The following is a 26,974-nucleotide window of genomic DNA, read 5'->3' as shown; positions in this document are numbered from 1 at the left end:
GAAGGCGTCAGAACTGACGAAACTGATTCAGGAATACTGCACTTCCATCTCATCCAGCTGATGATCAAAGCTTTTCAGCCGCGCCGTCCACGTATAAACCAGCACTTCAAAATCCCGATTGATCACCGCCCCGCCCGTCACGTCCGCGCGCGGGTCGCAGAAATCCAGCTGATAGCGTTCGCGTGCCATGGCGGCGGCGACATCGGAGAGTTCACGGGCGTTATTCAGCCAGTGCCAGTCGTCCTCGGACACTTGTTTGTCGAGGGCCAGGCATTGCTTCTTCAAGGTTTCGAGGCTTTTTTCCAGCGGTGTGCCGGTGAGTTCGCCCATGACTTCCTGGAACGTGCGCCCCGGCTGCCAGTAACTGCCCCAGAAGTAACGATCGAACACCGTTTCTACCCGGCGCAAAGCGACCTTGGTGTCCCAGATCAGCACCAGGGTCTTGCCTTGTTCGAGTTGTCTTTTTTTGATGCGCTGACCCTGGAACGAAGCCCAGGCCACCACCACGATCGCCATCACCGCGATCAGCGCCGCAGCACTATCGAGAAACACCAGCGCCTTGTCGATCTGGTGGGCCAGCATGATGCCGTAGAAATAGGTGGCCGACAGCAATACCAACGCCGCAATAGCGCACCAGAAGCCGGGAGCATAAGGGTTTTTCATTGTTGGAATCCCCATGACCAACGCGAGCCTTGATTGATGAGTTCGACGCGCGACCTCATCAAGTCAAAGCATAGCAACGGCCTCAGGGTTTGCCGGTATTCGAGCCTTGCGTTCGTCCGCTTTCCCAGCCGCCGCCCAGCGCCAGGAACAGATCGATCTGGCTCAACGCAACCTGAGTGTTGGCGGCGGCCAGTTGCGCCGTGACGTCGGTGTAGGTGCGGGTCGCTTGCAGGTCGGCCAGGAACGACTCGCGGCCGGCCTGGAAGAAACGGTGCGTCTGGTCGGCGGCCAGCTTCGCCGATTGTTCGGCGTCCGCCAGGGCTTCTCGACGCTGCAGCAACGCCGAGTACTGCGCCAGGCTGGTCTGGGTTTCACGTATGGCGTTGAGAACGACACCATCAAAGTGCGCCAGCGTCGCCTGGGTCACGGCTTCAGCTTCGCGGATTCGCGCCCGGGCTCCGTTGGTCGGCACGCTCCAGCTCAGCGACGGGCCGAAGCCCCAGCGATTGGTGGAAGGCTCGCCGAGGTTTTCCAGAATGCCGACGGTGCCAATGGTCGCGCCGATGCGGATGTCCGGGTACAGCTCACCGGTGGCGACGCCGATACCGGCCGTCGCAGCGGCCAGCCGACGCTCAGCCTGGCGGATATCGGGGCGACGCTTGAGCAGTGAGGCACCATCGCCCACCGGCACCAATTGCGCGATTTTCGGCAGCTGCGCGCAACTGGCGGTGCCGGCCGGCAATTGATCGACCGGTTTGGCCAGCAGCATCGACAGACGGAACAGCCCGGCCTGACGCGCAGCCTCGTAGCGCGGCATCTCGGCGCGCAGGGACTTGAATTGGGTTTGCGAACGGGTGACCTGGGTTTCATCACCTCGACCGGCGTCGCGCAGGCGCTGGATCAGTGTGGTGCTCTGCGATTGCAGGTCGAGGGAGTGCTGGGCAATTTCCCGTTCTTCATTAGCCGCACACACCTGGGTGTAGGCGCGCACCACATCGGCCACCAAGGTGATACGTGCGGTATCGGCGGCGGCCTGGGTCGCATCGGCATTGGCCTTGGCCGCTTCGATGCCGCGCTTGAGCGTGCCGAACAGATCGAACTGGTATGAAGCGCTGATGCCGATATCACCGATGTTGGCCACCGGCACTTTCTCGGGCAACAGGAACGCTTCGCCGGACTCCTGCAAACGCTCGGCGCCCATTTTTATGCCACCGCTCCAGCCTCCGGCGGCCTCGGCTTCATCGACCTGCGCGCGAGCCCGCAGCAGGCTGGCGGCCGCCACACGCAGATCGGTGTTGGACGCCAACGCTTGCTGGACCAGTTGATTAAGCCGAGGGTCCTGATACAGGCGCCACCAATCGGCCGGCACCGGCGCCGAGACCACCGGTTTGCCGTCCACGGCCAGTTCGCCCTGAAAATCTTCGCGGTGAACGGCCGCCTCTTCCGGCAGTTGATAATCCGGCCCGACCGTCTGGCACGCCGACAGCAGCAAACTCAATCCGGCAATCGCCAAACCCGAGGCCCTGCTCATTTGGCCGGCTCCTGCTGCTGGTCGCCGATGATCGAGACCGTCGCGGTGCGCCCGGCAATCATGCGGAAATCCGCCGGCACGTCATCGAAGGCGATCCGCACCGGAATCCGCTGCGCCAGCCGCACCCAGCTGAACGCCGGGTTGACGTTCGGCAGCAGGTTGCTGCCGCTGCTGCGGTCACGGTCTTCGATGCCCGCGACGATGCTTTCCACATGGCCGCGCAGGCGGGCGCGGTCACCGATCACGCGAATGTCGACGCTCTGGCCAACGTGGATGCCGTCGAGTTTGGTTTCTTCGAAATAGCCGTCGATGTGAAAGGAATTGCTGTCCACCACCGACAACACCGGACGCCCGGCGGTGACGAATTCCTGCGCACGCGGCGCGCGGTCGTTGACGTAGCCATCCACCGGGCTGCGGATGGTCGAGCGGTCGAGGTTGAGCTGGGCGCTGTCCACCGCCACTTGCGCTTCCATCAGCGCCACTTCGGCGCGGGCGACTCGTGATTGGCTTTCTTCCAGTTGCTCGCCCGGCACCAGATTGCCGAGGCCACGGTTACGCTTGGCTTCGCGTTGCGCTTGCGCCAGGGTTTCCTGACGGTCGGCGACCGCTGCTTTGGCTTGGCGCAGGGCGAGCTTGAAACGGTCCTGATCGATGCTGAACAGCACTTGGCCGCGTTTCACCAATTGGTTGTCGCGCACGTCCACTTGCTGAATCAGCCCGGACACGTCCGGGGCGATCTGCACGATGTCGGCGCGAATGTGCCCGTCGCGGGTCCACGGCGCGAACATGTAATACATCACCATGCGCCAGACCACGACAACGGCGAAGGTCACGATCAGCAGGGTCAGGACCACGCGACCAAGGGTCAGAAAAGGTTTTTTCATGTCATCAGGTATCGACTGAGTGAGTCCACGGCGCCGAGCAGCAAAGCGTAGAGAGCCACGTTGAACAATGCCCGGTGCCAGACCAGACGGTAAAAGTGCAGGCGCGTCAGCAACCCGTGCACCAGCAGGTAAATCACATAGGTAATGCCCATCAGCACCAGCAGCGTGGGCAGGAACACCCCGCTGATATCCAGATCACCGATCATAAAGGCGCTCCATCGATGCCATGGGGAAGCGGTTCTTCGAGGTCGCCGGTGCCGAGGAATTCCACACCGGGCAGCAAGGCCAGACGCAAGCCGCTCAAGGCGTGCAGCAGGTGCAGGCGGGCGCCGTCATCGCATTCGCGGTTCAGGGCGCGGCGCGCGCGGTCCATGGTCATCAACAACGCACTGGGCGCCGGCAAACGTTCGCCAGCCTTGAGGCAGGCCTTGAAATACTCGCCGACCTCGGCCACCACTTGGTGCAGCAATGTCTGCGGTACGCCGAACACCCGCGGCGTGTAGGCCAGCAAGTCGAGCAAGTTCAGCGCCACGCGCACTTCGCGTAATGCGATGCCGGTGTCCTGGCCGGTCATGGCCAGGCGCGGCAAATGCTGCATCAAACGGTCGAGCACCTGCACACCCAAGCGGCGATGCTCGGCCAGGGAGGCCGGCTCGGTGAGGCTGACGATGTCGCGCCAACTGAAACGGGTCAGGCGCTTGGCCGCCAGTTCTGCGCCGAACGGCCGGGCGATCAGGGTCCAGACAAACGCAAACAGCAAACCGACCGGGCCGGCCAGGTTGGAATTGGCGAAGCTGAGGAAATCCGCGTCGTAAGCGCCCTGGATACTGATGAAGGACGAGGTGTTGACCAGCGTCAGCAGCATGCCCAGGTAAAACTGCGGCTTGACCGTCAGGGTGCCGATGCAAATGAACGGCACGGCGAACGCCAGCACCAGCATCGGGAAATCATGCAGGTTAGGCAGCACCAGGAACAGGTAAAGACTGGCGAACAGCACCGACATCGCCGTCCAGAAGAAGAACCGGTAAATCTGCGGCGCCGGGTCGTCCATCGACGCGAAGAAGCTGCACGCCACCGCCGCCAGAATCACCGCGCTGCCGCCATCGGTCCAGCCGAGCAGAATCCACAACACCGAGGCGACAATGATCGCGGTGACCGTGGACGCCGCCGAATAAAACATCAGCCCACGGTCGAGAAACGGCGACAGGCGACCGAGGCGCCAATGCCGGTACACCGCGCGCCAACTGTCCTGGCTTTCGCACTGTATGGCGTATTGCAGGCTGCGGCAGTCCTGCCACAAATCGACCCATTCGCCGAGACGGTACAGCGCGTTGGAGAACAGCAATTGCTTGCGATCATCCAGCGCTTCGGCAGTGGGTTGCAGCGCTTCGAGTTGATCTTTCAGCGCTTGCCAGCGACCGAGGTCGGCGTCTTTGTGGTTGAGCCATTCGGTGGTGGCGGCCAGTAATGGCGCGAACTTATCCACAAGCTCCGGCGTGCGCCGCTCAAGGGCGTAAAGCGCGTCATCGAGCGCGTCGATCACCGGCAGCAGATGAATCATTCGGCCGCGCAGTTCCTTGGTATTGCGCACGGTTTGCGGGCGCGCGCCTTCGTGCGGCAACTGGCCGATCATCAATTCCAGGGTGTTAAAGGTCGCGACCATCGACGAGCGCAGCGCGCTGACTTCGTCCGGCTGCACGTTGCGGCTGAGGAATCGCAGGCTGTAGGTCGAGGCATCGGCAAACCATTTGTTCACCGAATCGTTGAACACCGGCGCCAGCCGCCGAGGCCAGAACATCGCGCCGACCACTGCCGCGACGGCGATGCCGAGGAAGATCTCTTCAGTCCGCGCTTCAGCGACATCCCACACCGCCAACGGGTTATCCACTACCGGCAAAGCAATCAGCGGCAAGGTGTAACCGGCAAGCATCAACGCGTAGCTGTTGGCGGTACGCAGGTGCAACGACAGGAACAGCAGAACCCCGGTCCACAGCGCGATAACGATCACCAGCACATAGGGGCTCTGAACAAACATCGGCACGAAAAAAACTGCCGCCGCCGCACCCAGAAACGTACCGACCGCGCGGTACAACGCCTTGGAACTGGTGGGGCCGACAAACGGACTGGAAACGATGTAGACCGTGGCCATCGCCCAATACGGACGCGGCATTTGCATGAGCATGGCGATGTACAGCGCGATCATCGACGCCGCGAAAGTGCGCACGCCGTAGAACCAGTCCCGCGCCGGGGGAACGCCGGTAAAAAATCCGCTCAAGGGTTCACCACCGACGGAGCGTTGGCCGCCTCAAACGCTTTCAATACCCGCAACGCGGCCTCCAGATCACTCGGGGCGATGCCTTCCAGCACTTCATTACGCAAGCGCACCAACTCGATTTCGACGGCCTGCACCAACTCCCGACCGGTGTCGGTCAGGCTCAGGCATTTGGCGCGGCGGTCATGGGCATCTTCGGTGCGACGAACGTAGCCGGCATGACACAACTGATCGAGCAGCCGCACCAGCGAAGGGCTCTCCATCCCGGCCGCCTGCGCCACCGTCACCTGCCGCACGCCCTCACCCAACCGCCCGATCATCAACAACGGAACGGCGCAGGCTTCGGAGATTCCATAGTTGACCAGCGTGGTCTGGCAGATCTTCCGCCAATGCCGGGCGGCCACCACCATGGAGCTGCTGATGTTCATCTGGAGAGCGTCGAGGTTTTTTGGCACGAGCGGAAAGACACACTGTTAGTTTGCTAACTATCAATATGTCATTTGAGGGGAAAGTTGGTCAAGTTTTGAAACAATTTAGTGGATAAGGCATAGCCGAAAATCGGCAAGGATCACTCGACCCCATATAACGCTGCCGACCCCAAGCGAGAATCCAATGACTGAGTGCCCAACACCAGAAACCAAACCTGGCCCCAATACCGGAGACGCAGATTGTTATCGCTGGTTCCTGCAACGGAAAGTAGATACGGCGCGGCTCTCACGGCACAAGGAGCCAGGCTTAAGCAACGAGGAAATCGAAACCGAGTTTGCGCGTAGACGATTGAAAGCTGCCAAATGAAAGATGAGTGAGCTATGAGCGTTTCTTCGCCCGCTCGTACACAGTGCTGCGCTCGCGCTTACCGACCGCCACCACAGAAATCACCACACGCTCATCAATGACCTCGTAGACCAGTCTGTATCCCGAGGACTTCAACTTGATTTTGTAGCAGTCAGGCATCCCATGCAGGGCGTCGGCCGGGACTCGAGGCAACTCAAGTCGCTCTGCCAGTTTCTTTTTGAATTGTTCACGCAACGTATGCCCAAGCTTGTCCCACTCCTTGCGTGCGGACGGCAGGAATTCGAGCTTATAGGTCATCCAGGCTTACCGGCATTGGCGTTTCATGCCGACGAGAGCGAACGATTTCGGCTAACTCAAGGTCATCGAGGCGCTCCATCATTGCTTCGAATACGTCCGCCGGGACCATATACCCCATGACTCGATTGTGATTGAGCACTGCGACGGGCCCACCATGAGCTCCGCTCAGAACCGCAGATGGGTTTTTCTTCAGCTCAGACACACTAACTGCCATATCAGCCAGAACATTTTGCATAAATAAGACCTCAATTAAGGTCACAATTCTGGTCTATTTGTAGTTCCTGAGCAACCTTGAAAAACTATACAACTGAGTTTCTTCGATGGTTTTACACCCCGCGCCCTTTCCTCAGCAACACATCCAGTTGATCCACCACCTCCGCCCAATCCGCGTCATCCAGAATGTCGTCGCGCAAAAACTGCGCCTGGCTCGGGCTCCAGAAAAAGGCGTCGGCCAAATGCAGTTCGGGCTTGAGCGGTGAGTGGGTGGCGATGAATTTATCGATGCTTTCGGCGTCATCGGGCAGGCCGAGTTGTTTGAACAGGGAAGGGAGGGTGTGGGTTGGGGATTCCATGTCTAGCTCCTTTTTTATGGCAAATGATGGGTGACTGCTGCGCAGTCAATCGCGGGCAAGCCTCGCTCCTACAGGGAATCGCGGTCCACTGTAGGAGCGAGGCTTGCCCGCGAAGGCGATGTCACTGTCGCCGCAAAACTCAACTACTCAACTCCCGCACCTCGGCATGCGGCACCATTTTCAGGAACTCCGGCACGCTCATGTGCAGCAGGTTGTTGTGGTTGCCGGCCTCCAGATAGATGTCGTTCTGCCGGGTCAGCAAGGGGTCGATGACCATGTCCAGGCCATAGGACTCACCCAACGCCGGCACCGCGCCGCGTTCGCAGTCTTCGAACAGATGCGCCAGGGTGCTTTCCCGGGTGATCTGCCACTCGCCGCTGCTGCGCACTTTGCTCAGGTCCAGGTGACGACTCGCCGGCAGCACGGCCATCAGGAAATGACCGTGGTGGTCGTCGAGGATCACCGACTTGGCCACCCGTTCGGCAGGAATGCCCGCGACCCGCGCCGTTTCAAGGCTGCTGGCCGAGTGTGGGTGGGTAACGATGTCAAATTCGCAGTGCGCCTTTTCCAGGCTGCGCTGCATGGTTCTTGCCATACGCATGATGCACCTCGGTGTCCGCAACAACGTTCACGGACAATGAATAAACCTGTTCTCACCATTGAAAAGTCTAGGCCCGCTGGCGTCTTCGCGTGGGAAATCTGCCCGCCGGAACACCGTCGACAACTGTACAAAATTCGTACAACCCTCAGCTCGACTAGACTGTATTTAGCGATGGGCGCCAGCGGGAACGCGGACTGAACGGATGGGTGAGGCGCTCTCAGGTTCATCGTCGGAACGCCGCCCGGAACAGGCTCGCGCCTACAAGGAGGGTCAAGTGAACATTCGTTGCTGTGCAGTCGCATTACTGTTGGCCCTGAGCGGGTCGGCGTTCGCGGCGGACACAATCGTGCTGATTCCCAACCCCATCGGAATCTGGCTGATCACATTCGGCATCGCGTTCCTGATCGCCGAAGCCGCCTTGCCCAACTACGGCGTGATCGGGTTGGGCGGGATTGTGATGTTCGTCATCGGCGCGGTGATCCTGAGCAACACCGAAGTGCCTGTGCCATTGATGATCGGCCTGGGGCTGATCAGCGCGTTGTTGTTGATCTTCCTGGTGATCCACGCCCTGAAAACCCGACCGCGCCAAACCGTCAGTGGCGATGCCGGACTGGTGGGCAGCGTGGCCCCGGTGATGTCGTTGCAGCCCGGCAATGCCTGCAACGGCTGGGTGCACCTGCAAGGCGAAAAGTGGCAAGTACTCAGCGCCACGCCACTGCAACCCGGGCAACAGGTCCGGGTGGTGGCACGCAAGGGATTAGTGCTGAAAGTGGCCGCGGCTGACGCGGCGCCGGATGGAGAATAACCATGGGCCTGCAACTGGGTTTTGCCGCGCTGCTGCTGTTGGTGATTGCACTGGCGGGATCGACCTTTCGCATCCTGCGTGAATACGAGCGCGGGGTGGTGTTCCAGCTCGGTCGTTTCTGGCAAGTCAAAGGCCCCGGCCTGATCCTGTTGATTCCGGTGGTCCAGCAAATGGTCCGCGTCGACTTGCGTACCGTGGTGCTCGACGTGCCACCGCAAGACGTGATCACCCGCGACAACGTTTCGGTCAAGGTCAATGCGGTGCTGTACTTCCGCGTGCTCGACCCGCAGAAGGCGATCATCCAGGTGGAAGATTTCCTGATGGCCACCAGTCAACTGGCCCAGACCACCTTGCGCGCGGTGCTCGGTAAACACGAACTCGATGAACTGCTGGCCGAGCGCGAACGGCTGAACATCGATATCCAGCAAGTGCTCGATGCGCAGACCGACGCCTGGGGCATCAAGGTCGCCAACGTCGAAATCAAGCACGTAGACCTCAACGAATCGATGGTCCGCGCCATCGCCAAGCAGGCCGAAGCCGAGCGGGAACGTCGGGCCAAGGTCATCCACGCCGAAGGCGAATTGCAAGCCTCGGAAAAACTCATGCAGGCCGCCGAAATGCTTGGCCGTCAGCCGGGCGCCATGCAGCTGCGTTACATGCAGACCCTGAGTTCGATAGCCGGGGACAAGAGTTCGACCATCGTTTTTCCACTGCCCATCGAGCTGCTCAAAGGCATGGCGGATTTGTCCAAACCTTGAACAATCAGCCTTTGGGCAACACGGCGCACTCGCCGAGCCAGGTCAGTAAACGGTCGAGACAGGCTTCGACCGACTGCGCCCCGGTGTCGAGTACCAGCGCAGCGGACGGGGGCGGTTCATAAGGCGCGGAAACCCCGGTAAACCCGGCCAAATCACCGCGACGTGCGCGGGCGTAATGACCTTTGGGGTCACGCCGCTCGCACACCGCCAGTGATGCGCTGCACCAGACTTCGCGGTAGTCCTCGCCCAGACGCGTGGCAAACAACTCACGCAACTCCAGCAACGGCGCGATCATCGCCAGAATCACGATGTGCCCGTTCTCCACCAACAACGCCGCCACTTCGCTGGCACGGCGAATGTTTTCCTGGCGATCGCTGTCAGCAAAACCCAGATCACGATTGAGCCCGACCCGCAGCCCATCGCCGTCGAGCACGACGCTCTGCACGCCGCGTTCGAACAATTCGGCGTGCAGCGCCTGGGCCAGGGTCGACTTCCCCGCTGCCGGCAAACCGGTCAGCAAAATCACCGTGCCGCGATGGCCGTTGCGGGCTTCACGTTGTGCCCGGCTGATGCTCGCCGTCGGCGCCTGCAGGTTATTGAGTCTGGACATGCGTCACCGGCACCGTGATGTCGCCCGCCGCCCACGCTGATTCGCGATTGGCCAACGCGGTGGCGATGGACTGGACTTCGGTGGACTGCACCTGGTCCGGCAGCGGATCGAGCCCCGCGCTGGCAAAAATCTGCCCGTACGCGTTGCGCAGATCGGCGTACGACAGGTCGCGGCGCAGATCGGCCTGCAAGGTGTTCAACTCGCCCTGAATCAAGTCCAGTTCGCCCAGCCCCGCCGCCTGATAGCGATTGCGCAGTTGGCCGACAATCTGCCCGTCAATGTCCGACAGTTGTTGATTGGTCTTGAATTGCCGCAGCGCCTCGCGGTAGTTGGCGTTGGCCACATAGAGCTGCGCCAGCACCGCAATCGACATGGCCTGACGGCGCGCCGTGGCCACTTCTTCACCGGCCTTGGCGACGTTGATCGCCGCCGGCGCCGAGATCACGTTGAACAGGTTCCAGGTCACCTTCACGCCGTAGTCGGCCCAACCCTGCTCCACCAGGAAGGAGTTGCTGTCGTAATGCCCGCCAGCGGAGAACTCCAGCCCCGGCAGCAGACGCAGCATGGCTTTGCGGGTTTCGGCGGCGCTGATGCGGCTCTGGTAATCCTGCTCACGCAGTTCCGGGCGGCTGGTCAGGGCTTCCTGCTCCAGGCTGGCGAGGTCGACCTTGAGTTCCGGGATGACGTAGTCGTCCTGGGTCGCCAGGGTCAATTCGGTGCCCAGCGGCAGATTGATCAGGGTCGCCAGTTCGGTTTTCGCCAGCGACAGGGCGCGGCGCTGCTCTTCGAGTTGGCGCGTGGCTTCGATCAGCGAGCGTTGATATCCCAGCGCCTGGATCGGATCGCCGATGCGCTGCTGGCTCATGCTCTGGCTGTTGCCGCGCGCGGTCTCGACCCGGGACATGAGGCTGTCGATCTGCTTGAGCAAGCGCTCGGCGGCCATGGCTCGCCAATAGGCCGAGCGCACGTCCTGAACGATGGTGTTGATCACTTTGCGCCGGCGTTCCTGAACGATCAGCCGCTGGTCGCCCTGTTGCTTGGCGCTGATGTAACTGACGCCGAAATCGAGCACGTTCCAGACCATGGTCAGGTCTGCCACTTCACGATCGCGGTCCTGTGAAGTCGACGGTTCCAACGACTGGGTGCCGGTCCGCACGCTCTGGCTGCTGGAGGCGCTGACGTTGTTGCGGCCGACATAACCAGCGTCCAGCGCCATGCGCGGCAACATGTCGAAACTGGCGAGGTCGAGTTGGCGCTTGGCCAATGCCTCTTCCATGATCTTGAGCCGGCCTTCGAGGTTGTACTTCACCGCGCGGGCCATGGCCTGATGCAGAGTCAGCGGACCGCTGAGCGGTTCCTGCCCCTTGTACATGCTTTGCAGATCGCTTCGGGCGCGCTGTTCGCTGACGCTGCGTTCGATCGGTTCACTTTTGACGGCACATCCACTGATCGCCAGCGCGAGCAGGCTGGCGACAAACAACTGCTGACTTCTCTTCATCCTTGACTGCCCCTGGGTGACGCACTGCTTTAAGTATTTCAGGCCTGCATTTCGCTGATGCCGGCCTGTTTCAAAGCAGCGGCCAGGTCGTTGACCTGCCGTTGCTCGGTGTCTTTGAGCTGTTGCAATTGCTGGACGAGGCTCGGCGCGCCAAACACGCCGCGCAGCCCCTGTGAAACATCACCGGCCTTGATCGAATGGCTGCCAAAGGAATTCAGCGAGTCTCGCTCGTTACCGGACTCCTGATTGAACAGACTCGACAACGTGCTGGTGCTGAAAACCCCGCCATCGCCACCACCGAAACCAAGGAAGCCATGGCCTGCACCTTCACCGCCGCTGTCGCTGCTGCTGAACACCTGCGCAATGAAACTCTGCGCCAGCGCGCCGTTGTTCATGAAGATGTCGCCCAACGGCCGGATGCCGTTGCCGATCACCCGGCTCTCGAATAACGGAGCAAACGTCAGCGGCGAGCCCAGATCACCAGAGGGCGGGGCGAAGATGATTGGTTGCAGTGGCACGTTCGGTTGATCGGTCACGATCACCGGGTCGCTGCTGAGGAACTCCGGATCCGGGGTCACCTGCACCGTAGCCGGCGCCGGCGTCGGCGCCACGACGCCTATCGCGTAGTTGTTGGAGACCGACACCGTGGCCCCCGCGTTACCCGCCAGGTCGGTGACATTGCTTGTGTCGAGGGCGATAAAGTTGCTCGGGTCACTGACATTGGCAGTTGGCGTGAAGGTCGCGGTCCAGGTCTTGCCGCCGTCGCTGCTGCTCAGGTTGGACAAGTCGCCGTTGGTCACGCTCAGGTCCGACAGGTCGAAATCACTCACGGCCTCGCTGAAGGTGAACGTCACCACCGTGCTCTGGCCGGCAGCCATGCTCGGGTTGGCGACCACGATGCTCACCGTTGGCCGGGTTACGTCCAGGGCATAGTTGTTGGAAATAGCGATGCTCGCGCCGGCATTTCCCGCGAGGTCCTGCAAGGTGCCGGTGTCGAGCAAGATCAGGTTGGTCGCATCGTTAATGCCGGCGGTCGGCGTCAGGGTCGCGGTCCAGGTGATACCGCCGTCGCTGCTGGTCAGGTTCGACAGCACAGCGTTGGCCACGCTGATGTCCGACAGATCGAATCCACTCACCGCTTCACTGAAGGTGATGGTCACCGTGGTGGTTTCGCCAATGCCCAGGCGGTTGTCGGCAACCACAATGGTGGCGGTCGGCAGCGCGGTGTCGATGGCGAAATTGTTGGAGTCGGTGGTGCCTACACCGCTGTTGCCCGAGGCGTTGGCCACGCCGGTGTTGTCGAGGGTAATCAGGTTGCTGGTGTCGGTGATGCTCGACGTCGGGGTGAACGTTGCCGTCCAGGTGACACCGCCATCGCCCGAAGACACGTTGCTGAGCGTGCCATTTGCAATCGTCAGGTCGGCGTTGGAGAAACCGCTCACCGCTTCGCTGAAGGTGATGGTCACCGTCGCGGTTTCACCCGCCTTCAGCGCCGTGTCGGAGACCACAATGGTGGCTGTCGGCAGCACAGTGTCGATCGTGAAGTTCGCCGAGTTGGTGGTTCCGCTACCCGTGTTACCGGCGATGTCGGTCACCCCGGTGTTGTTCAGGGTGATGAGGTTGCTGGTGTCCTTGATGCCAACCGTCGGTGTGAACGTGGCGGTCCAGGTGATGCCGCCATCGCTGCTGCTCACGGCGCTCAACGTTCCGTTGGGGATGCTCAGGTCACTGTTGTCGAAACCGTTCACGGCTTCGCTGAACGTGATAGTCACCAGCGTGGTTTCGCCCGCGCTGAGGGTGCTGTCGGCGACCACAATGGTCGCGGTGGGCCGGGCTGTGTCGATGGTGTAGTTGTTGGAATCGGTGGTGCCTGAGCCCGAGTTACCGGCCAGATCCGCGATCCCCGTGTTGTTCAGCGTAATGAGGTTGGTCGCATCGTTGATGCTCGCGCTCGGCGTGAAAGTGGCCGTCCAGGTGATGCCGCCGTCGCTGCTGCTGACCGCGCTCAAGGTGCCGTTGGCAATCGTCAGGTCGGCGTTGGTGAAGCCAGTGACCGCCTCGCTGAAGGTGATCGTCACCAGCGAGGTTTGACCCACCGCCAGCGTGGGGTCCGTCACAATGATCGTCGCCGTCGGGCGCACGGTGTCGATGGCGTAGTTGTTGGAGTCGGTGCTGCCGATGCCGGTATTGCCCGAGCCGTTTTGTACACCGCTGTTGTCCAGCGTGATCAGGTTGGTACTGTCGGTGATGGCGCTGGTCGGGGTGAAGGTTGCCGTCCAGGTAATGCCGCCATCGCTGCTGCTCACCGCGCTCAAGGTACCGTTGGCAATCGTCAGGTCGGCGTTGCTGAAACCGGTCACGGCCTCGGAGAACGTGATGGTCACCAGCGACGTTTCGCCGATTTTCAGCGCGTTGTCGGCAATGATAATGGTGGCCGTCGGAATCACGGTATCAATCGTGTAGTTACCAGAGTTGGTGGTGCCGCTGCCTGTGTTGCCGGAGAGGTCGGCCACACCGGTATTGTTCAGGGTGATAACGTTGGTCGCATCGTTCACACCCACTGTTGGCGTGAAGGTCGCGGTCCAGGTGATGCCGCCGTCGCTGCTGCTCACCGCGCTCAAGGTGCCGTTGGCGATGCTCAGGTCTGCATTGGTGAAACCGCTGACCGCCTCGCTGAAGGTGATGGTCACCAGCGAGGTTTCGCCGGCGGTCAGGGTTGGGTCGGCCACGACGATGGTCGCGGTAGGCCGGACTGTGTCGATGGCGTAATTATTGGAATCGGTGGTGCCGCTGCCGGCGTTGCCCGACAGGTCGCTGATGCCGGTGTTGTCCAGGGTGATCAGGTTGGTCGTGTCGTTGATGCTGGCACTCGGCGTGAAGGTCGCCGTCCAGGTGATGCCGCCATCGCTGCTGCTGACCGCGCTCAAGGTGCCATTGGCAATCGTAAGGTCCGCGTTGGTGAAACCAGTGACCGCCTCGCTGAAGGTGATGGTCACCAGTGAGGTTTCACCGATCCTCAGCGCAGTGTCCGCCATGACGACGGTTGCTGTCGGACGCACGGTGTCGATGGCGTAGTTGTTCGAATTGCTGGTGCCGATGCCCACGTTGCCGCTGCTGCCCCCCTGCACGCCGCTATTGTCCAGGATGATCAGGTTGGTCGCATCGGTGATGCTGACGGTTGGCGTGAAGGTGGCGGTCCAGGTAATGCCGCCGTCGCTGCTACTCACCGCGCTCAAGGTACCGTTGGCAATCGTCAGGTCGGCGTTGCTGAAACCGGTCACGGCCTCGGAGAACGTGATGGTCACCAGCGAGGTTTCGCCGATTCTCAGTGCGGTGTCGGCGACGACAATGGTGGCTGTCGGTGCCACGGTATCAATCGTGTAGTTACCGGAGTTGGTAGTCCCGCTGCCTGTGTTGCCGGAGAGGTCGGCCACACCGGTATTGTTCAGGGTGATGACGTTGGTCGCATCGTTCACACCCACCGTTGGCGTGAAGGTCGCGGTCCAGGTGATGCCGCCGTCGCTGCTGCTCACCGCGCTCAAGGTGCCGTTGGCGATGCTCAGGTCCGCATTGGTGAAACCGCTGACCGCTTCGCTGAAGGTGATGGTCACCAGCGAGGTTTCGCCGGCGGTCAGTGAAGTATCGGCCAGTACAATCGTGGCGGTCGGACGCACGGTGTCGATGGCGTAATTATTGGAATCGGTCGTGCCGCTGCCGGCGTTGCCCGACAGGTCGCTGATGCCGGTGTTGTCCAGGGTGATCAGGTTGGTCGTGTCGTTGATGCTGGCGCTCGGCGTGAAGGTCGCAGTCCAGGTGATGCCGCCATCGCTGCTGCTGACGGCGCTCAAGGTGCCGTTGGCAATCGTCAGGTCCGCGTTGGTCAAACCACTGACCGCTTCACTGAAGGTGATGGTCACCAGCGAGGTTTCACCGATCCTCAGCGCAGTGTCCGCCACGACGATGGTTGCCGTTGGCCGCACGGTGTCGATGGCGTAGTTGTTGGAGTCGGTGGTGCCGCTGCCGGCGTTGCCCGACAGGTCGCTGACACCCGTGTTGTCCAGGGTGATCAGGTTGGTGCTGTCGGTGATGGCGCTGGTCGGGGTGAAGGTCGCCGTCCAGGTGATGCCGCCGTCGCTGCTGCTCACTGTCGTCAGCGTACCGTTGGCGATGGTCAGGTCGGCGTTGCTGAAACCGCTCACCGCCTCGGCGAAGGTGATGGTCACCAGCGAGGTTTCGCCGATTTTCAGTGCATTGTCGGCCACCACGATGGTCGCGGTAGGACGCACGGTATCAATGGCGTAATTGTTGGAATCGGTGGTGCCGCTGCCGGCGTTGCCCGACAGATCGCTGATGCCGGTGTTGTTCAGGACGATCAGGTTGGTCGTGTCATTGATGCTGGCGGTCGGTGTGAAGGTCGCGGTCCAGGTAATGCCGCCATCGCTGCTGCTCACCGCCGTCAATGTGCCGTTGGCGATGGTCAGGTCGGCGTTGGTGAAACCGCTGACCGCTTCGCTGAAAGTGAACGTCACCAGCGAGGTTTCGCCGATGCTCAGCGCTGTGTCGGCCACGACGATGGTCACGGTCGGCCGCACGGTATCAATGGCGTAGTTGTTCGAGTCGGTAGTGCCGCTGCCGGCGTTGCCCGCCAGGTCGCTGACACCGGTGTTGTCCAGGGTAATCAGGTTGGTCGAGTCAGTAATGCTGGCCGTCGGAGTGAACGTGGCCGTCCAGGTGATGCCGCCATCGCTGCTGCTCACCGCCGTCAAGGTGCCGTTGGCAATCGTCAGGTCGGCGTTGGTTAAACCGGTCACCGCTTCGTTGAAGGTGATGGTCACCAGCGAGGTTTCGCCGGCTTTGAGCGCCGTGTCGGTAAATACGACGGTGGCGGTCGGGCGAGCGGTATCGACGACGTAGTTATTGGAATTGGTGGTGCCGACGCCAGCAGTACCCAGGCCGTTGATCACCCCGGTATTGTCGAGGGTGATGACGTTGGTCGTGTCGGAAATACTGGCGGTTGGCGTGAACGTTGCCGTCCAGGTGATACCGCCGTCGCTGCTGCTCACTGCGCTCAAGGTGCCGTTGGCGATGGTCAGGTCCGCGTTGGTGAAACCGGTCACCGCTTCGGAGAAGGTGATGGTCACCAGGCTCGTTTCGCCGATGCTCAACGTGGTATCGGCGACCACAATGGTTGCGGTCGGCGGCGGTGCGTAGGCGGTGTTGAGTATGCCGCCGTCGTTGTAGATTGCCGCCACGGCGGTCGGCGAGGTGCCGATTGTCCCCCCGCCCTGCGCAGAACCACCGGCACCGCTGCCCGCGGCATTACCGGCCAGGGCCGCGAAGTTGGCGGCGGTGATCAGCAATGTGCCCTTGTTCCAGATCGCACCGACGCCCCGGCCGCCGATGCCGCCGTTGGAGGCGTTGCTGCCTTGGCCACCACCACCGCCGCCGCCACCACCGGCACCGATGTTGTTGGTAATGTTCGACGTGCCGATGATGGTGATAACGCCGGAGCTTGCGTTGTAGATCCCGCCCGCCGCGTTGCCGCCGGCGCCACCGACCTTGTCCCAACCGGCGCCGCCGCCACCGCCGCCAATGGAAATCGTGCCATTGGTGGCCGTCGCACCGTTACCGCCGTTGCTGTAGTAGGAAACGCCCACGCCGCCAGCCCCGCCAGTGCTGGTACCGCCGCGACCGCCCATGTGGGTCGCGTCGTAACCGCCGCCGTAACCACCAACGCCACCGCTGCCCGCCTGGCCGCCCAACGTGCCGGTGCCCGGCCCGGCCGAACCGCCGTGCCCGCCACCCTGGCCGCCCAGACCGCCACCGCCGCCGCCGCCACCGCCGTAAAACGCCCCCGTGACACCGCCGCCGCCACCGCCGCCAGAAGCGGCGTTTGAGGTCACGGTCACGTTGTTCAGCGTCAGGACCCCTGCGTTGAAAATCCCCCCGGCCATCGCGCCCGTGGCGCCGTAGCCACCGTTGCCGCCCGTGCCCGACACCAGGCCACGGGTGATCACCAGACCATCGAGCGTCACGGTTTTGCCCGCCGCAATTTCAATCACCCGGGTCCTGTACTGACCGTCGAGAGTCACATCCGCCACACCGTCGTTGTTCAAGTCGCCATCAACGATGATGTTCTTGTTGATCAGCAGTTCGGAGGTCAACTGCACCGTCATGCCGGTGCTGAAAGTGACGGTATCGCCGTTCTGCGCCGAAGCGATGGCGGCACGCAATGAGCCAACGCCGGTGTTGGCATTGTTGGTGGCCGTCCAGCTCGCCAGGCCCCACTGATAGTCGCTCATGGCCATTTTCGACAGCACGTTGGCGCTTTCGATATTGCCGGTGGCGATCTCCAGATCCCAGTCGCCACCCACGCCGGTACGGTTGCTGGACGCCGCCACATCACGGCCGGTCAATTGCGCCAGGGAATCGACGAAGTTCAAACCCCGTTCACCCTCGGCGGTGTAGCAGCCGTAGATCAGGATGTCGCCGCCGACGTTCATGTCCTTGCCGATTTCCGCCAGCACCGCGCTGCGGGCCGCGACGTTGTCGGCAGACAGGTAACTGTTCCCCAGCCACAGATCGCCCGCATTGCCGTGGGCGATGATCTGCACCGAGCTGATGCCCTGATGGGTGTCCAGGTAATCGGCAATCTGCTGCAAGCCGTCCTTGGTGGCATCGAGTTGAACCACCTGAGTACCGGGCGCCACACCTTTGAGCAGGCTGTCGGCATCCTTGACCCGGGAATCGACGAACACCACGCTCTGTCCCGGCACGGCAACGGGCGCCACGGCGGGCGTGGCATCGGCCTGGCCGTGGGTGTCCTGGCTGGCGGCCGGTTTCTCCGCAACGGGCGGCTTGGCCGCGTCGGCCGTGGTGTGGCTGTCAGCCTGGGCGGTATCGGCCACCGTGGCCGCGACCGCGCCGTCGAACAGCATTCGCGGTTCCAGGGACATGATCATTGGAGAGGCCAGCGCTCGTGCGCCTTTGGTAATCCGTGACTTGCCGTTGCTCCACCACATGTTACTCACCCGGACTCGAACGTTTTTTCTGCGTAAACGAAAACGCCGCGATCAACTGATCGCAGCATCGGCTTTCATACGAATGACATTGGCGGCGCTGGCAGAGCCATCGAGCCAGAAGGACAATTCTGCGTACTGCTTGAACAAATCCGGCGGCAGAATCGTGCGCCGCGATTGCAACTCGACTTTGGGTTTGACCTTGTGCAGGCCGGACACGCCGAGGGCTTGATCGAACTCCGGCGCATCGTAGGCCAGGTGGTCGAAATCGTGCTCGAACCAGGGTTCGCCAATGAAGTCGTAGACCAGCCGCATCACCCGGTCAGGCGCCTGGGTCAGCAGGTCGTAATCGACGATCAGCAGCGAGTCGGCGTGTTCACCGTAATAGGCTTCCTTGAGCGCCGCCCAGGCAAAACCGACCAGGCGATTGCGTTGGGCGAGGGTTTCGCAGCGGCTGTAAACCGTGTTGCGTTCGACCGCATCGCCGAACAGCTTGGTGTTTTCAAAAGGGTTGGCGCGATAAAGACGCTCGATGCTGTCCATGACCCAGGCAACGTTGCGCACACAGGCAATGACCTTGGCTTGCGGGAACAGATCGCTGATGGCCGGCAGGCGCGAACTCCACAAGCGGTTGGTGTCGAACACCACCGGTTTGTCGGCCTTGTCGGCGTAGAAGGAGTCAAACAGGCCGCGAAGCAAACGGCGACGCAGGTCGGTATCGATCACCGCGCCGAACTCGCTGCCGGCGCTGCATTGTTCGAGGACACCGGAAAAGAGTGAGCCGACGGGGCTGGTCATGCCGGCATGGAAACGCGGGTTCTGCAAAAGGATTGCAGAAAGCAGGGTCGAGCCCGAGCGCGGCAAGCCGGAAATAAAATGGAACTGCTGCAATCCCTTCACCCTAGTCATAAGTCCTTTATGTATGACGGAGCGTAGACCATGAATGGCCTTAGAAGTAGTGGTGTTTTGATATCAAATCGAAGTTACGGCGCTGACTAAAACGCGTTTTTTATTACTGCTTGTGAGGTGAATCGTTTAAGCATTCCACCGGCTCAATGCAGTACGAACAATCGCGCAGTGGCGCCTCCCGCCTGTGTTTCGCCCGAGCGCTGCCAGCCTGAGGGTAACGGCGCGAATTCGTCCGGAACATCGACGGTGCCAATCAGCCAGACTCGGCCACTGCCCTTGGGCAAGCGGTCGAGACTGTCGAGGTACGTGTCCTGAGTCACCAATGTGCCAAAGCCATAGGCGTTCGGCCGGCTCGAAGCGCCATTGGCCAGCGGCGGAGTGAACAGCAGGGGCTTGGCCTCGGTGCGGTTGTAATAGACGTAACTGAGGTACCAGAGCATGTCGCTGGTAACGATCCGGTCACCGGTCACGAAGTGCTGGTTCACGTAGTCGACCATGACGTTGATTTGATCATTGGTGTCCACCGTGGCGTTGTTCTTCAGACCCACCAGTTCAACACCGACAAACAGCACCAGCACCGTCACGGCCAGCACCCGAAAGCCTGAATACAGACGATCAACCGCCAGCGCGACAATCATCGGCAGCCCCAGGGCATACGCCGTCAGGTAGCGCTCGATGAACACCGGCGTGATAAACGAAACCCCGAACACCAGCAGCAACGGCAACGCCGTGTAGATCACCAGCAGCGCGCTGCCACGAAAGACACTGCGGTCTCGCGCCAGCGCCACCCCCACAATGGCCAGTAACGCCAGCGGCATCGCGATGAACATCAGCGTCGGCAGGTTTTCGCCATCGTCCTGGATCAGGAACGACCAGAACATCGAAGGCAACGAGCCGAACGTGACAGGCGTTTCCCAGCCCACATCGCCGTTGGCCTTGAGTTGATCCAGGTGCTGGAGCAGATCGATCAGGCTCGGCGCCCACGGCAGGTACAACAACACGATCGCGACATTCGCCAGCCACCAGCCGGGGCGTTGGACATGGCGCAATCGATGCCCCGGCTGGACGCGGATCAGCCCCAGATACAGCCAGTGGCAGAGCACGCACAGGGCCGTGAAGTAGTGGGTGTAGAACGCAGCAGTCATCAACAGCGCATACGCCACCAGGTACCGTCTGCGATGCGGGCGCCTGATCCAGTAGGCCAGGGCAATCGTCGCGCCGATCAGCCACAACCCCAACAGCGAATACATGCGCACTTCCTGGCTGTAGCGCACCGCCGTGGGCAACAGTGCTAGCAGGAAACCGGCCAGCAACGCTGCACGGCGAGTGGCGAGCAAATCCATCAGCCAGACGCCGAGCCACACAGTGACGATGCCGGGCAAGGCGCTGAGGCAGCGGATCGAAAAAATGCCGTCGCCGAACAACCCGACCCAGCCATGCAGCAGCAGGAAATACAGCGGAGGGTGCACATCATGGGCCGCATGGACCCAGATGTCGGCCACTGAATACTGACTCAGCAGCAGGCTGGAACCTTCATCGCCCCAAATGGCGGCCGCCGTCAGGTCGTAGAAACGCACCAGCGCCGCCAACGCCAGGATCGGCAACAGCCAGTGCTCCTGCGCCCAGCGCAACCAGCGCTGAACAATCGCCCAGATGCCGGGTGCGGCGTGCGGCTCATGGGTGCCGCCAAACGGTGTTTCTCTGCGCGCCTCCATTACCCCCCCTGAAACAGCCCTCGACCACCCTGCCTGTTGATCACTTTAGGACGGCGCCGGTTCGTCGTCGATGCCGGTTTTGCGACCAGCGACATTCGGCCGTGAGGCGCATCAACTACGCTCTGGTTTGGCGTGACTCAGCCAGGGAAATGAATGGAGTCGGCTGATCGCAACGATGGGGCCGGATGTCCGGACCACGCTTGTGGCGCGCCAGACAACTAACCTGAGGGATGAGGAACTATGGAAGTATTCATCGGCACTATCCAGCCTTTCGCCTTTAACTACGCGCCCAGCGGCTGGGCCTTGTGTAATGGCCAGACGCTCGCAATCCAGCAATACAACGCAATGTTCGCGCTGCTGGGCGTCAACTTCGGAGGCAATGGCGTCTCCAACTTCATGCTGCCCAACCTGCAAGGCCGAATGCCGGTGTGCATGGGTAACGGGCTGAACCTGACCCCACGCGTCATCGGCGAGTTCTCCGGGACCGAGAACGTCACCGCGACCATCACCAACCTGCCCAATCACACCCACGCCCTGTCCGGGCTGACGGCCACTACCACCCTGCAACTGGCCAGCCCGGCGAGCAACCCGGTCACCACCCCCACCGCGACCAACTCGTACATCGGCGCTTCCGGCGGCGGGCCGGGCTCGGCGAGCATCTACTCCGATCAGCAAGGTGCGGCGGCCGTGCCGCTCAAGGGTGTGGCCACGACGGTCACCGGGGAAATCTCGTCCGCCGGCAACGGCCTGCCCATGGAAACGATGAACCCGTTCCTGGTGCTGAACTTCAGCATTGCCCTGGAAGGGCTGTTCCCTTCGCGCGGTTGAAATCCGGCCGGGGGATTCAAGGCCCCCGGTCACTTTCATTTTGGGAGTGACGCCATGCTGCAACAGGTTCAACACCAACACTTTCAGGCGCTTCTGGGAAAGACGGGGACGCTGCGGTTGCCGGATGGCAGTGAGCTGCCGATCCATTTCGACAGCCTTGAAGAATCACCCCGATCGCGGATGCCGAAAAGCGAACGCATGCCGTTCGTGGTCGAGTTCAACAGCCTGCAACCCACAGAGTTTGTAGATGGGTTGTGTGCGCTGGAGTTACCGGAACTTGGCTACGTGGAGGATATTTTTGTCTCACGGGTGCCCGCCATGGGCAGGGATCCGGGCGTGGGTTACTTCTACATCGCATTCAACTGAACACACCGGGATCAAAATGTGGGAGCGGCGGTGCGACGATTCGACTTGCTCGCGAAAGCGGTGTGTCTGGCAGCGTTTTGTCGACTGACACACCGCCTTCGCGAGCAAGCCCGCTCCCACATTGAGGTTCGGCGGTGCGCTCAGCCATTCGGATACCACACCAACCGCTCCGCCGCCGGATTACGCTCTTCAACCTGAAACCCCAGCGCCAGGTAATGCTGGCGCGCATGGGCATTGTTGGCCCAGACCACCGTGGCCACCGGGCAGCGAATCTGCTGCGCTGCTTTCTGCACCCCTTGCAGCACCGCCCGACCGTAACCCTGGCCACGAGCCTGCGGGATGAACGCCAGGTACAGCACGCGGATTTCATTGGGACCAAAATCAGTGGTCAACGCACCGATGGCCGTGTCGAGTTTTTCGATCACGTAGTGCATCGCATTGGGGAAGTGCTCCCCCAGCCCTTGTTCCTGTACCTGGAATTGCTGGGCGACGACCTGCTCAACCACCTCTCGCTCGCCGTCGATCCATTGCAGATCCGGTCGTGCCGATTGGTAAAGCCTGTGCAGAAAAGGTCCATCGTTAACGCGCGACGGCCGCACCACCAAACCGTCGGCCACCACAGCATCCGTGTTCGCCATCGCTGCTCTCCCTAGAAACCGCTTTCCCTGACACCCAACGCGGCCATCCGCCGCCAGGCAACGCCCAGCAAAGACTCGCCGCTCCCCTGCAACACCACCACGCCACGCAAAGGTTGAAGCGGCGTCGGGGTGGCCTCGAGGGTGTTCAGCCGCGCGCCGTATTGTCCCTGTACCGGCTCGGCCCGTTGCGAGGCATCCCGGCGCACGGCAATCGGCCCGTGGTGATCGGAGGTCAATGCCTCCTGATCGACATAGGTCGCACCGTTGGTGTCGATTTCGGTCAATTGCACGGCGATCGCCGGGTGCATCGGATCATCGGCGATAAACCGCCCACTGGCGCCCGGGGCAACACGCCACAACTCAGCCTCGGCCAGATAACCACGCAGCCGTGCGCCGTCCTCCACCACCCGCGCCAACGGATCTTTGGGCGACAACCAGCGGCCGGCGGACAACTGCGGCAACAGATCTCGCACCTTGCCCGCCTGCGGCGCCCGAATCAGCAGCCGCTCCCGTTGCGCAGCCAACCCACGGTATTCGGCCACGGCCTCCGCCAGGCGCTGCTCGACAATGCCCGCATCGGCGGCGGTTTCGCTGCGACTTGCCTGGCGGCGCATCTGCAATTGCTGGATCTGGATTTCGCGACGGACGATGGCCTGGCGCGAATCCAGATCCGGTGACACCAATTCGATCAGCACATCGCCCTGAGCCACCACCTGACCGTCACTGACGTTTACCTGCTTGACCCGCGCCGCCACCGGCGCATGCAAGGTACTGACGCGCCCGGCCTCGAGCATCGACGGCAGTTCCACGGCACTGCGCCAGGGTAGCGCCAGAAACAACACAAACGCGGCCAGCCCCAACGCACTCAACAACACCCGCGACACATGGGCGTGCTCACGCTGGCTCCACCACTCGCGCCACTCGCGCACGATAGGCAGAAAGATGAACCACACCAGCTCCACCAGCATCAGGAAAATCCCCAGGAGCTTGAAGAACAAGTGGTACACCGCCAGCGCAATCCCGAAAAACAGCACCGCGCGCCACAACCACGTTCCATAACCCCAGACCAGCAAACGCCGCCGCATCGTCGCCGACCAGGGCTCCGGAGCCGGTGCGCCGTAGCCGAACAAGGTCTCGCGCAGATGCCAGCGGCACAGGGCAAAGGCTCGCCCTTGCAGGTTCTCCACGTCCCAGAAATCACTGAGCAAAAAGTAGCCGTCGAACCGCATGAACGGGTTGAGGTTGATCACCAGCGTGGTAATCCAGGTGGCACTGGCGAGCATGAACGCCGCCGTGCGCGCCGGTCCGTCGGGCAACAACGACCAGGCGAGCAGCGCGATGCTCGCCAGCAGCAGTTCGGCCAACACGCCACCGGCCCCGATCAGCAAGCGGGCACGTCGATCATTGACCCGCCAGGCATCGCTGACATCGGTGTAAAACATCGGCAGCAGCACCATGAACGCCACACCCATGCTTTGCACCCGACAACCTGCGCGCTTGGCCATGAACGCGTGGCCGAATTCGTGGCACAGCTTGGCAAAGAACAACGCCACGCCGAAGGCCAGTGCGCCACCCAGGCTGAACAAATGGGGGAAAGTCGCGATGAATCGCTGCCAATCCCGGGACACCAGAAATACCCCCAGGATCAGTGTTGCCGGCAATCCGAAGCGCAGTGTTTGCGGACCGAATCGTGACAGCCAGGGCCAGGCGCGATTGAGAAAAGCATCCGGCCGCCAAAGAGGAATCCGGAAAAACAGGTACTGATGCAACAAGACCTGCCACCACGACTGATGCTGGGCGGCGGCTTTCAAGTTGTAACTTTCACGCTGCTGCGGGTCGAGGGCACTGATCAGATCGTGGCTGCGCAGAAAGCTCAGCAGTTGCTCCAGATCGCTGCCGGCCAACGGCAAACCCGGCTCGCGATTGGCGGCGTGCAGTATTTTTTCGGGATCGCCCAGGGACCAATGTCGCAGCAAGCGCATCGCCGCCACCCCGAGTTTGAAATAGCGACCGCGCACCGGGTCGGCCAACGTCCAGCGCGGCGAGCCGTCCAGCGCCGGTGAAGCGGGTGTCAGTTGCAAATCCGCGCGCAGGCTCGGCAGGCTCATCTACAGCCCCACACTCTGGCGCAAACCGGCCAGTGGTTTACGTAACAGGTACAGCGCCAGTGGCGCGCGATCGCCGAAGATTTTCGCCGTCCCTCGCAAGCCGATGCGTGGCGGCGCCTGATCGAAACTGGCATCGAGCCGATAGGCCAACTGCCCGCCGGCGGTGGGTTGTGCTTCGTATGCGGCGCGCTCGAGCCGGGCCGAATGCCGTTGCAACGGATCACTGTCGAGGAACAGCGCGACTTGCGCACCCGGCTCCAGGGAAATCGCATCGCTCACCGCCAGCTCGATACGCAGTTCGGCCTGGCTCGGGTCGGCGATTTCCATCAGCCGTTCGCCGGTCTGCACCGGTTTGCCGGTCCAGCGCTCGGCGTCGGCGAACACCGCGATACCGTCGCGCTCGGCCCGCACTTCGCTGCGCTTGAGCAATTCACGGGCGTAGTCCCGTTCGGCGCGTTTTTGTTCGACGCGCGCCGCCAGCAAGTCAATCTTCGAACTGGACTCGGCATCGGCAAACGAGCGCTGGGAATTGGCTTTCAATTCAGCTTCGGCAACGCCCAACGCGCGTTCGGCCACATCAGCCTGAGCCTTGAGGGTGGTGCCTTCGAAGCGCAGCAATGGGTCGCCGGTTTTCACGGTCTGGTTGGGTTTGACCAGGAACTCGGCGATCACGCCGTCCAGCGGCGCAGCCACGACGCGCCCGCCCAATGGCACTACTTCGGCCGGCGCCAGCACCGATTGGCGCACCGGGATCAACATTCCGAGCACCAGCAGCACGATCAACGCGACCTGACGTTTTCGGGTCCAGCGCAGTCGCCAGGGCTTGTGCGGTTGCAGCGCCAGCCAGGCGTGACTGTAAGTGTCGCCGAGTTGCGACAGCAGCACTTGTTCCGCCGGGTTCCACGGTAAATCCCTGGCCAGCCACAGTCCGCCGAACACTTCGCTTTGGTGATCGATCAGCGGCAACCAGAACACCTGGGCGGCGGACAGACTTTGCCAGTCCGCCTGAATCGATTCGCTGAGCAGATCGGGCGCAATCACCCGCGCCTGCTTCAGCACATCACGCTTGAACAACTGCGCCACGGCCTGCTCGACGAACGCCACGAACGGCGCGTTCGGGTCGACGGTACTCACGCCCGTCACCGCGTGCACCTTGCCGGCAATCAACAACGCGGCATGACGAAAACCGAACAACGCCTGAGCGTCATTGACCAGGCTGTAGGCCAGTTGCGACGGAGTGCGTGCGGCGCGGGTCTGGCGCTCAAGATCGAGAAAGCGGGCGAAGACCTGCTCCGCGCCGCCGCTGACCGGAGCGTTCACTTGAGCTCCGCGAAACGCGCCGTGCCGCTCATGCCGGCCAACAAACCAGAGGCGTTGGGCAACGTCGCGACCAACAGCAAGGTCTGGCTGCCCTCGTCAATTCGCGCCCCCAGTCGTTTGACCGTGGCATCCAGTGGCCGGCCGGTTTCATCGGGGACAAAACTGAACGTCTGGCCGGGCTTGAGTTTGCCCATCCAGCGCGACGGCACCAGCAAATGGATTTCCAGGGTGCGGTTGTCGACCACATCGAGCAACGGCGCGCCGGCGGCAACGCTTTCAAAACGCTGAACCTTGCGCTCCACCACCTGACCATCAAACGGCGCAACCACGCTGCAGCGTTTGACCTGAACCTGATACACCTGAGATTGCGCCTGCGTCTCGCTGAGCCTTGCCTCGGCCCGCGCCACTTCGAAGCGCCCGACCGAATTCAACGCCGCCAGTTGTTTGTTGTGAGCCAACTCCTCACCGGCCCCACGGCTCGCAGCCTGCGCCGCATTGAGCTGCGCCTGATAGGCCGAACAATCGAAACGCGCCAGCGTATCGCCCTTCTTGAACGACTCGCCCTCACTGAACGGCAACTCGACAATCCGCCCGGACAACTCACTGGCAAGCATCGCCTGATCCCTGGCCCGCAACACACCACGGGCCTCGGTGCTGGCTGCCGAACCGCTGCTGCCGACGGTGCTGCTGTCCAACAGCGGATCGTCTGGCACGGGCGTTTGCGCCTGAGCAGTACACGTTAAAATGGTCAATCCGATAACCCACACACGAACTCGTCGCATAAC

Annotated in this window: 23 protein-coding genes; 4 read left to right on the top strand and 19 right to left on the bottom strand. The window is 61.9% G+C overall.

Annotation, left to right across the window (positions count from 1 at the left end):
* Positions 1–27 precede the first annotated feature (27 nt).
* From IB245_RS03835 to IB245_RS03790, 10 genes are all read right to left on the bottom strand, one after another.
* Positions 28–663 carry a hypothetical protein gene (locus tag IB245_RS03835; protein ID WP_008034678.1) on the bottom strand — a complete coding sequence of 212 codons (636 nt, stop codon included), beginning with the start codon at positions 661–663 and terminating at the stop codon, positions 28–30.
* A gap of 82 nt (positions 664–745) precedes the next feature.
* Entirely contained in the window at positions 746–2,194 is a 1,449-nt protein-coding gene (locus IB245_RS03830) for an efflux transporter outer membrane subunit (protein WP_192226663.1), read from the bottom strand.
* Positions 2,191–3,078 (bottom strand): HlyD family secretion protein, encoded by an 888-nt coding sequence (locus tag IB245_RS03825; protein WP_192226661.1) that lies wholly within the window; start codon positions 3,076–3,078, stop codon positions 2,191–2,193. Before IB245_RS03825 ends, IB245_RS03830 begins: the two co-directional genes overlap by 4 nt.
* Positions 3,075–3,284, bottom strand: a complete 210-nt coding sequence (locus IB245_RS03820) for a DUF1656 domain-containing protein (RefSeq protein WP_008034684.1) — start codon at positions 3,282–3,284, stop codon at positions 3,075–3,077. The genes IB245_RS03825 and IB245_RS03820 overlap by 4 nt, the downstream gene beginning before the upstream one ends.
* On the bottom strand, positions 3,281–5,353 hold the full coding sequence (locus tag IB245_RS03815) for an FUSC family protein (RefSeq protein WP_192226659.1): 2,073 nt from the start codon (positions 5,351–5,353) through the stop codon (positions 3,281–3,283). Before IB245_RS03815 ends, IB245_RS03820 begins: the two co-directional genes overlap by 4 nt.
* Complete coding sequence (locus IB245_RS03810; protein ID WP_008034693.1) at positions 5,350–5,778, bottom strand: MarR family winged helix-turn-helix transcriptional regulator; 429 nt, start codon at positions 5,776–5,778, stop codon at positions 5,350–5,352. The genes IB245_RS03815 and IB245_RS03810 overlap by 4 nt, the downstream gene beginning before the upstream one ends.
* A 379-nt stretch (positions 5,779–6,157) precedes the next feature.
* On the bottom strand, positions 6,158–6,442 hold the full coding sequence (locus IB245_RS03805; protein ID WP_008034695.1) for a type II toxin-antitoxin system RelE family toxin: 285 nt from the start codon (positions 6,440–6,442) through the stop codon (positions 6,158–6,160).
* Entirely contained in the window at positions 6,432–6,677 is a 246-nt protein-coding gene (locus tag IB245_RS03800; RefSeq protein ID WP_008034696.1) for a type II toxin-antitoxin system Phd/YefM family antitoxin, read from the bottom strand. The genes IB245_RS03805 and IB245_RS03800 overlap by 11 nt, the downstream gene beginning before the upstream one ends.
* Before the next feature lie 91 nt (positions 6,678–6,768).
* Positions 6,769–7,014, bottom strand: a complete 246-nt coding sequence (locus IB245_RS03795) for a DUF2789 domain-containing protein (RefSeq protein ID WP_192226657.1) — start codon at positions 7,012–7,014, stop codon at positions 6,769–6,771.
* Between the two features lie 139 nt (positions 7,015–7,153).
* On the bottom strand, positions 7,154–7,615 hold the full coding sequence (locus IB245_RS03790; protein ID WP_008039666.1) for an aminoacyl-tRNA deacylase: 462 nt from the start codon (positions 7,613–7,615) through the stop codon (positions 7,154–7,156).
* A gap of 274 nt (positions 7,616–7,889) precedes the next feature.
* Here IB245_RS03790 and IB245_RS03785 point away from each other — a divergent pair, with 274 nt between their 5' ends.
* Together IB245_RS03785 and IB245_RS03780 are read left to right on the top strand one after the other, a co-directional pair.
* Complete coding sequence (locus IB245_RS03785) at positions 7,890–8,420, top strand: NfeD family protein (RefSeq protein ID WP_192226655.1); 531 nt, start codon at positions 7,890–7,892, stop codon at positions 8,418–8,420.
* A 2-nt stretch (positions 8,421–8,422) separates the two neighbouring features.
* Positions 8,423–9,178 carry a slipin family protein gene (locus IB245_RS03780; RefSeq protein ID WP_008034707.1) on the top strand — a complete coding sequence of 252 codons (756 nt, stop codon included), beginning with the start codon at positions 8,423–8,425 and terminating at the stop codon, positions 9,176–9,178.
* Positions 9,179–9,182: 4 nt separating this feature from the next.
* Here the strand turns inward: IB245_RS03780 and cysC are convergent, their stop codons facing one another.
* The 5 genes from cysC to IB245_RS03755 form a co-directional block, all read right to left on the bottom strand.
* Positions 9,183–9,788 carry an adenylyl-sulfate kinase gene (cysC, locus tag IB245_RS03775; protein ID WP_008039663.1) on the bottom strand — a complete coding sequence of 202 codons (606 nt, stop codon included), beginning with the start codon at positions 9,786–9,788 and terminating at the stop codon, positions 9,183–9,185.
* Positions 9,772–11,286, bottom strand: a complete 1,515-nt coding sequence (locus IB245_RS03770) for a TolC family protein (protein ID WP_008034717.1) — start codon at positions 11,284–11,286, stop codon at positions 9,772–9,774. Before IB245_RS03770 ends, cysC begins: the two co-directional genes overlap by 17 nt.
* 38 nt (positions 11,287–11,324) lie before the next feature.
* Positions 11,325–18,308 (bottom strand): Ig-like domain-containing protein, encoded by a 6,984-nt coding sequence (locus tag IB245_RS03765; RefSeq protein WP_192226654.1) that lies wholly within the window; start codon positions 18,306–18,308, stop codon positions 11,325–11,327.
* A 51-nt stretch (positions 18,309–18,359) separates the two neighbouring features.
* Positions 18,360–19,205: a sulfotransferase family protein gene (locus IB245_RS03760; RefSeq protein ID WP_404943250.1), complete on the bottom strand. Its 846-nt coding sequence runs from the start codon at positions 19,203–19,205 to the stop codon at positions 18,360–18,362.
* 152 nt (positions 19,206–19,357) lie between these two features.
* Positions 19,358–20,929: a glycosyltransferase family 39 protein gene (locus IB245_RS03755; protein ID WP_192226650.1), complete on the bottom strand. Its 1,572-nt coding sequence runs from the start codon at positions 20,927–20,929 to the stop codon at positions 19,358–19,360.
* Positions 20,930–21,169: 240 nt separating this feature from the next.
* Here IB245_RS03755 and IB245_RS03750 point away from each other — a divergent pair, with 240 nt between their 5' ends.
* Both IB245_RS03750 and IB245_RS03745 read left to right on the top strand, forming a co-directional pair.
* Positions 21,170–21,757, top strand: a complete 588-nt coding sequence (locus IB245_RS03750; RefSeq protein ID WP_192226648.1) for a phage tail protein — start codon at positions 21,170–21,172, stop codon at positions 21,755–21,757.
* Positions 21,758–21,811: 54 nt separating this feature from the next.
* The gene (locus tag IB245_RS03745) at positions 21,812–22,123 is read left to right on the top strand and encodes a DUF6916 family protein (RefSeq protein ID WP_192226646.1); all 312 of its coding nucleotides are present in this window, start codon (positions 21,812–21,814) and stop codon (positions 22,121–22,123) included.
* Positions 22,124–22,263: 140 nt separating this feature from the next.
* On the opposite strand, the gene IB245_RS03740 is transcribed toward IB245_RS03745, so the two are convergent.
* From IB245_RS03740 to IB245_RS03725, 4 genes are read right to left on the bottom strand one after another with little or no spacing between them, the layout of a single operon-like run.
* Positions 22,264–22,761, bottom strand: coding sequence for a GNAT family N-acetyltransferase (locus tag IB245_RS03740; RefSeq protein WP_192226644.1), 498 nt, complete (start codon positions 22,759–22,761; stop codon positions 22,264–22,266).
* Between the two features lie 11 nt (positions 22,762–22,772).
* Positions 22,773–24,869 (bottom strand): efflux RND transporter periplasmic adaptor subunit, encoded by a 2,097-nt coding sequence (locus IB245_RS03735; protein WP_192226642.1) that lies wholly within the window; start codon positions 24,867–24,869, stop codon positions 22,773–22,775.
* The gene (locus tag IB245_RS03730) at positions 24,870–26,189 is read right to left on the bottom strand and encodes an efflux RND transporter periplasmic adaptor subunit (protein ID WP_192226640.1); all 1,320 of its coding nucleotides are present in this window, start codon (positions 26,187–26,189) and stop codon (positions 24,870–24,872) included.
* Positions 26,186–26,971 (bottom strand): efflux RND transporter periplasmic adaptor subunit, encoded by a 786-nt coding sequence (locus IB245_RS03725; protein WP_008039635.1) that lies wholly within the window; start codon positions 26,969–26,971, stop codon positions 26,186–26,188. The genes IB245_RS03730 and IB245_RS03725 overlap by 4 nt, the downstream gene beginning before the upstream one ends.
* Between the last annotated feature and the right edge of the window lie 3 nt (positions 26,972–26,974).

Origin of the sequence: Pseudomonas sp. PDM02 (assembly GCF_014852285.1) — a bacterium.
Lineage (GTDB): Bacteria > Pseudomonadota > Gammaproteobacteria > Pseudomonadales > Pseudomonadaceae > Aquipseudomonas > Aquipseudomonas migulae.
This window is presented reverse-complemented; position numbering and strand designations above follow the sequence as displayed.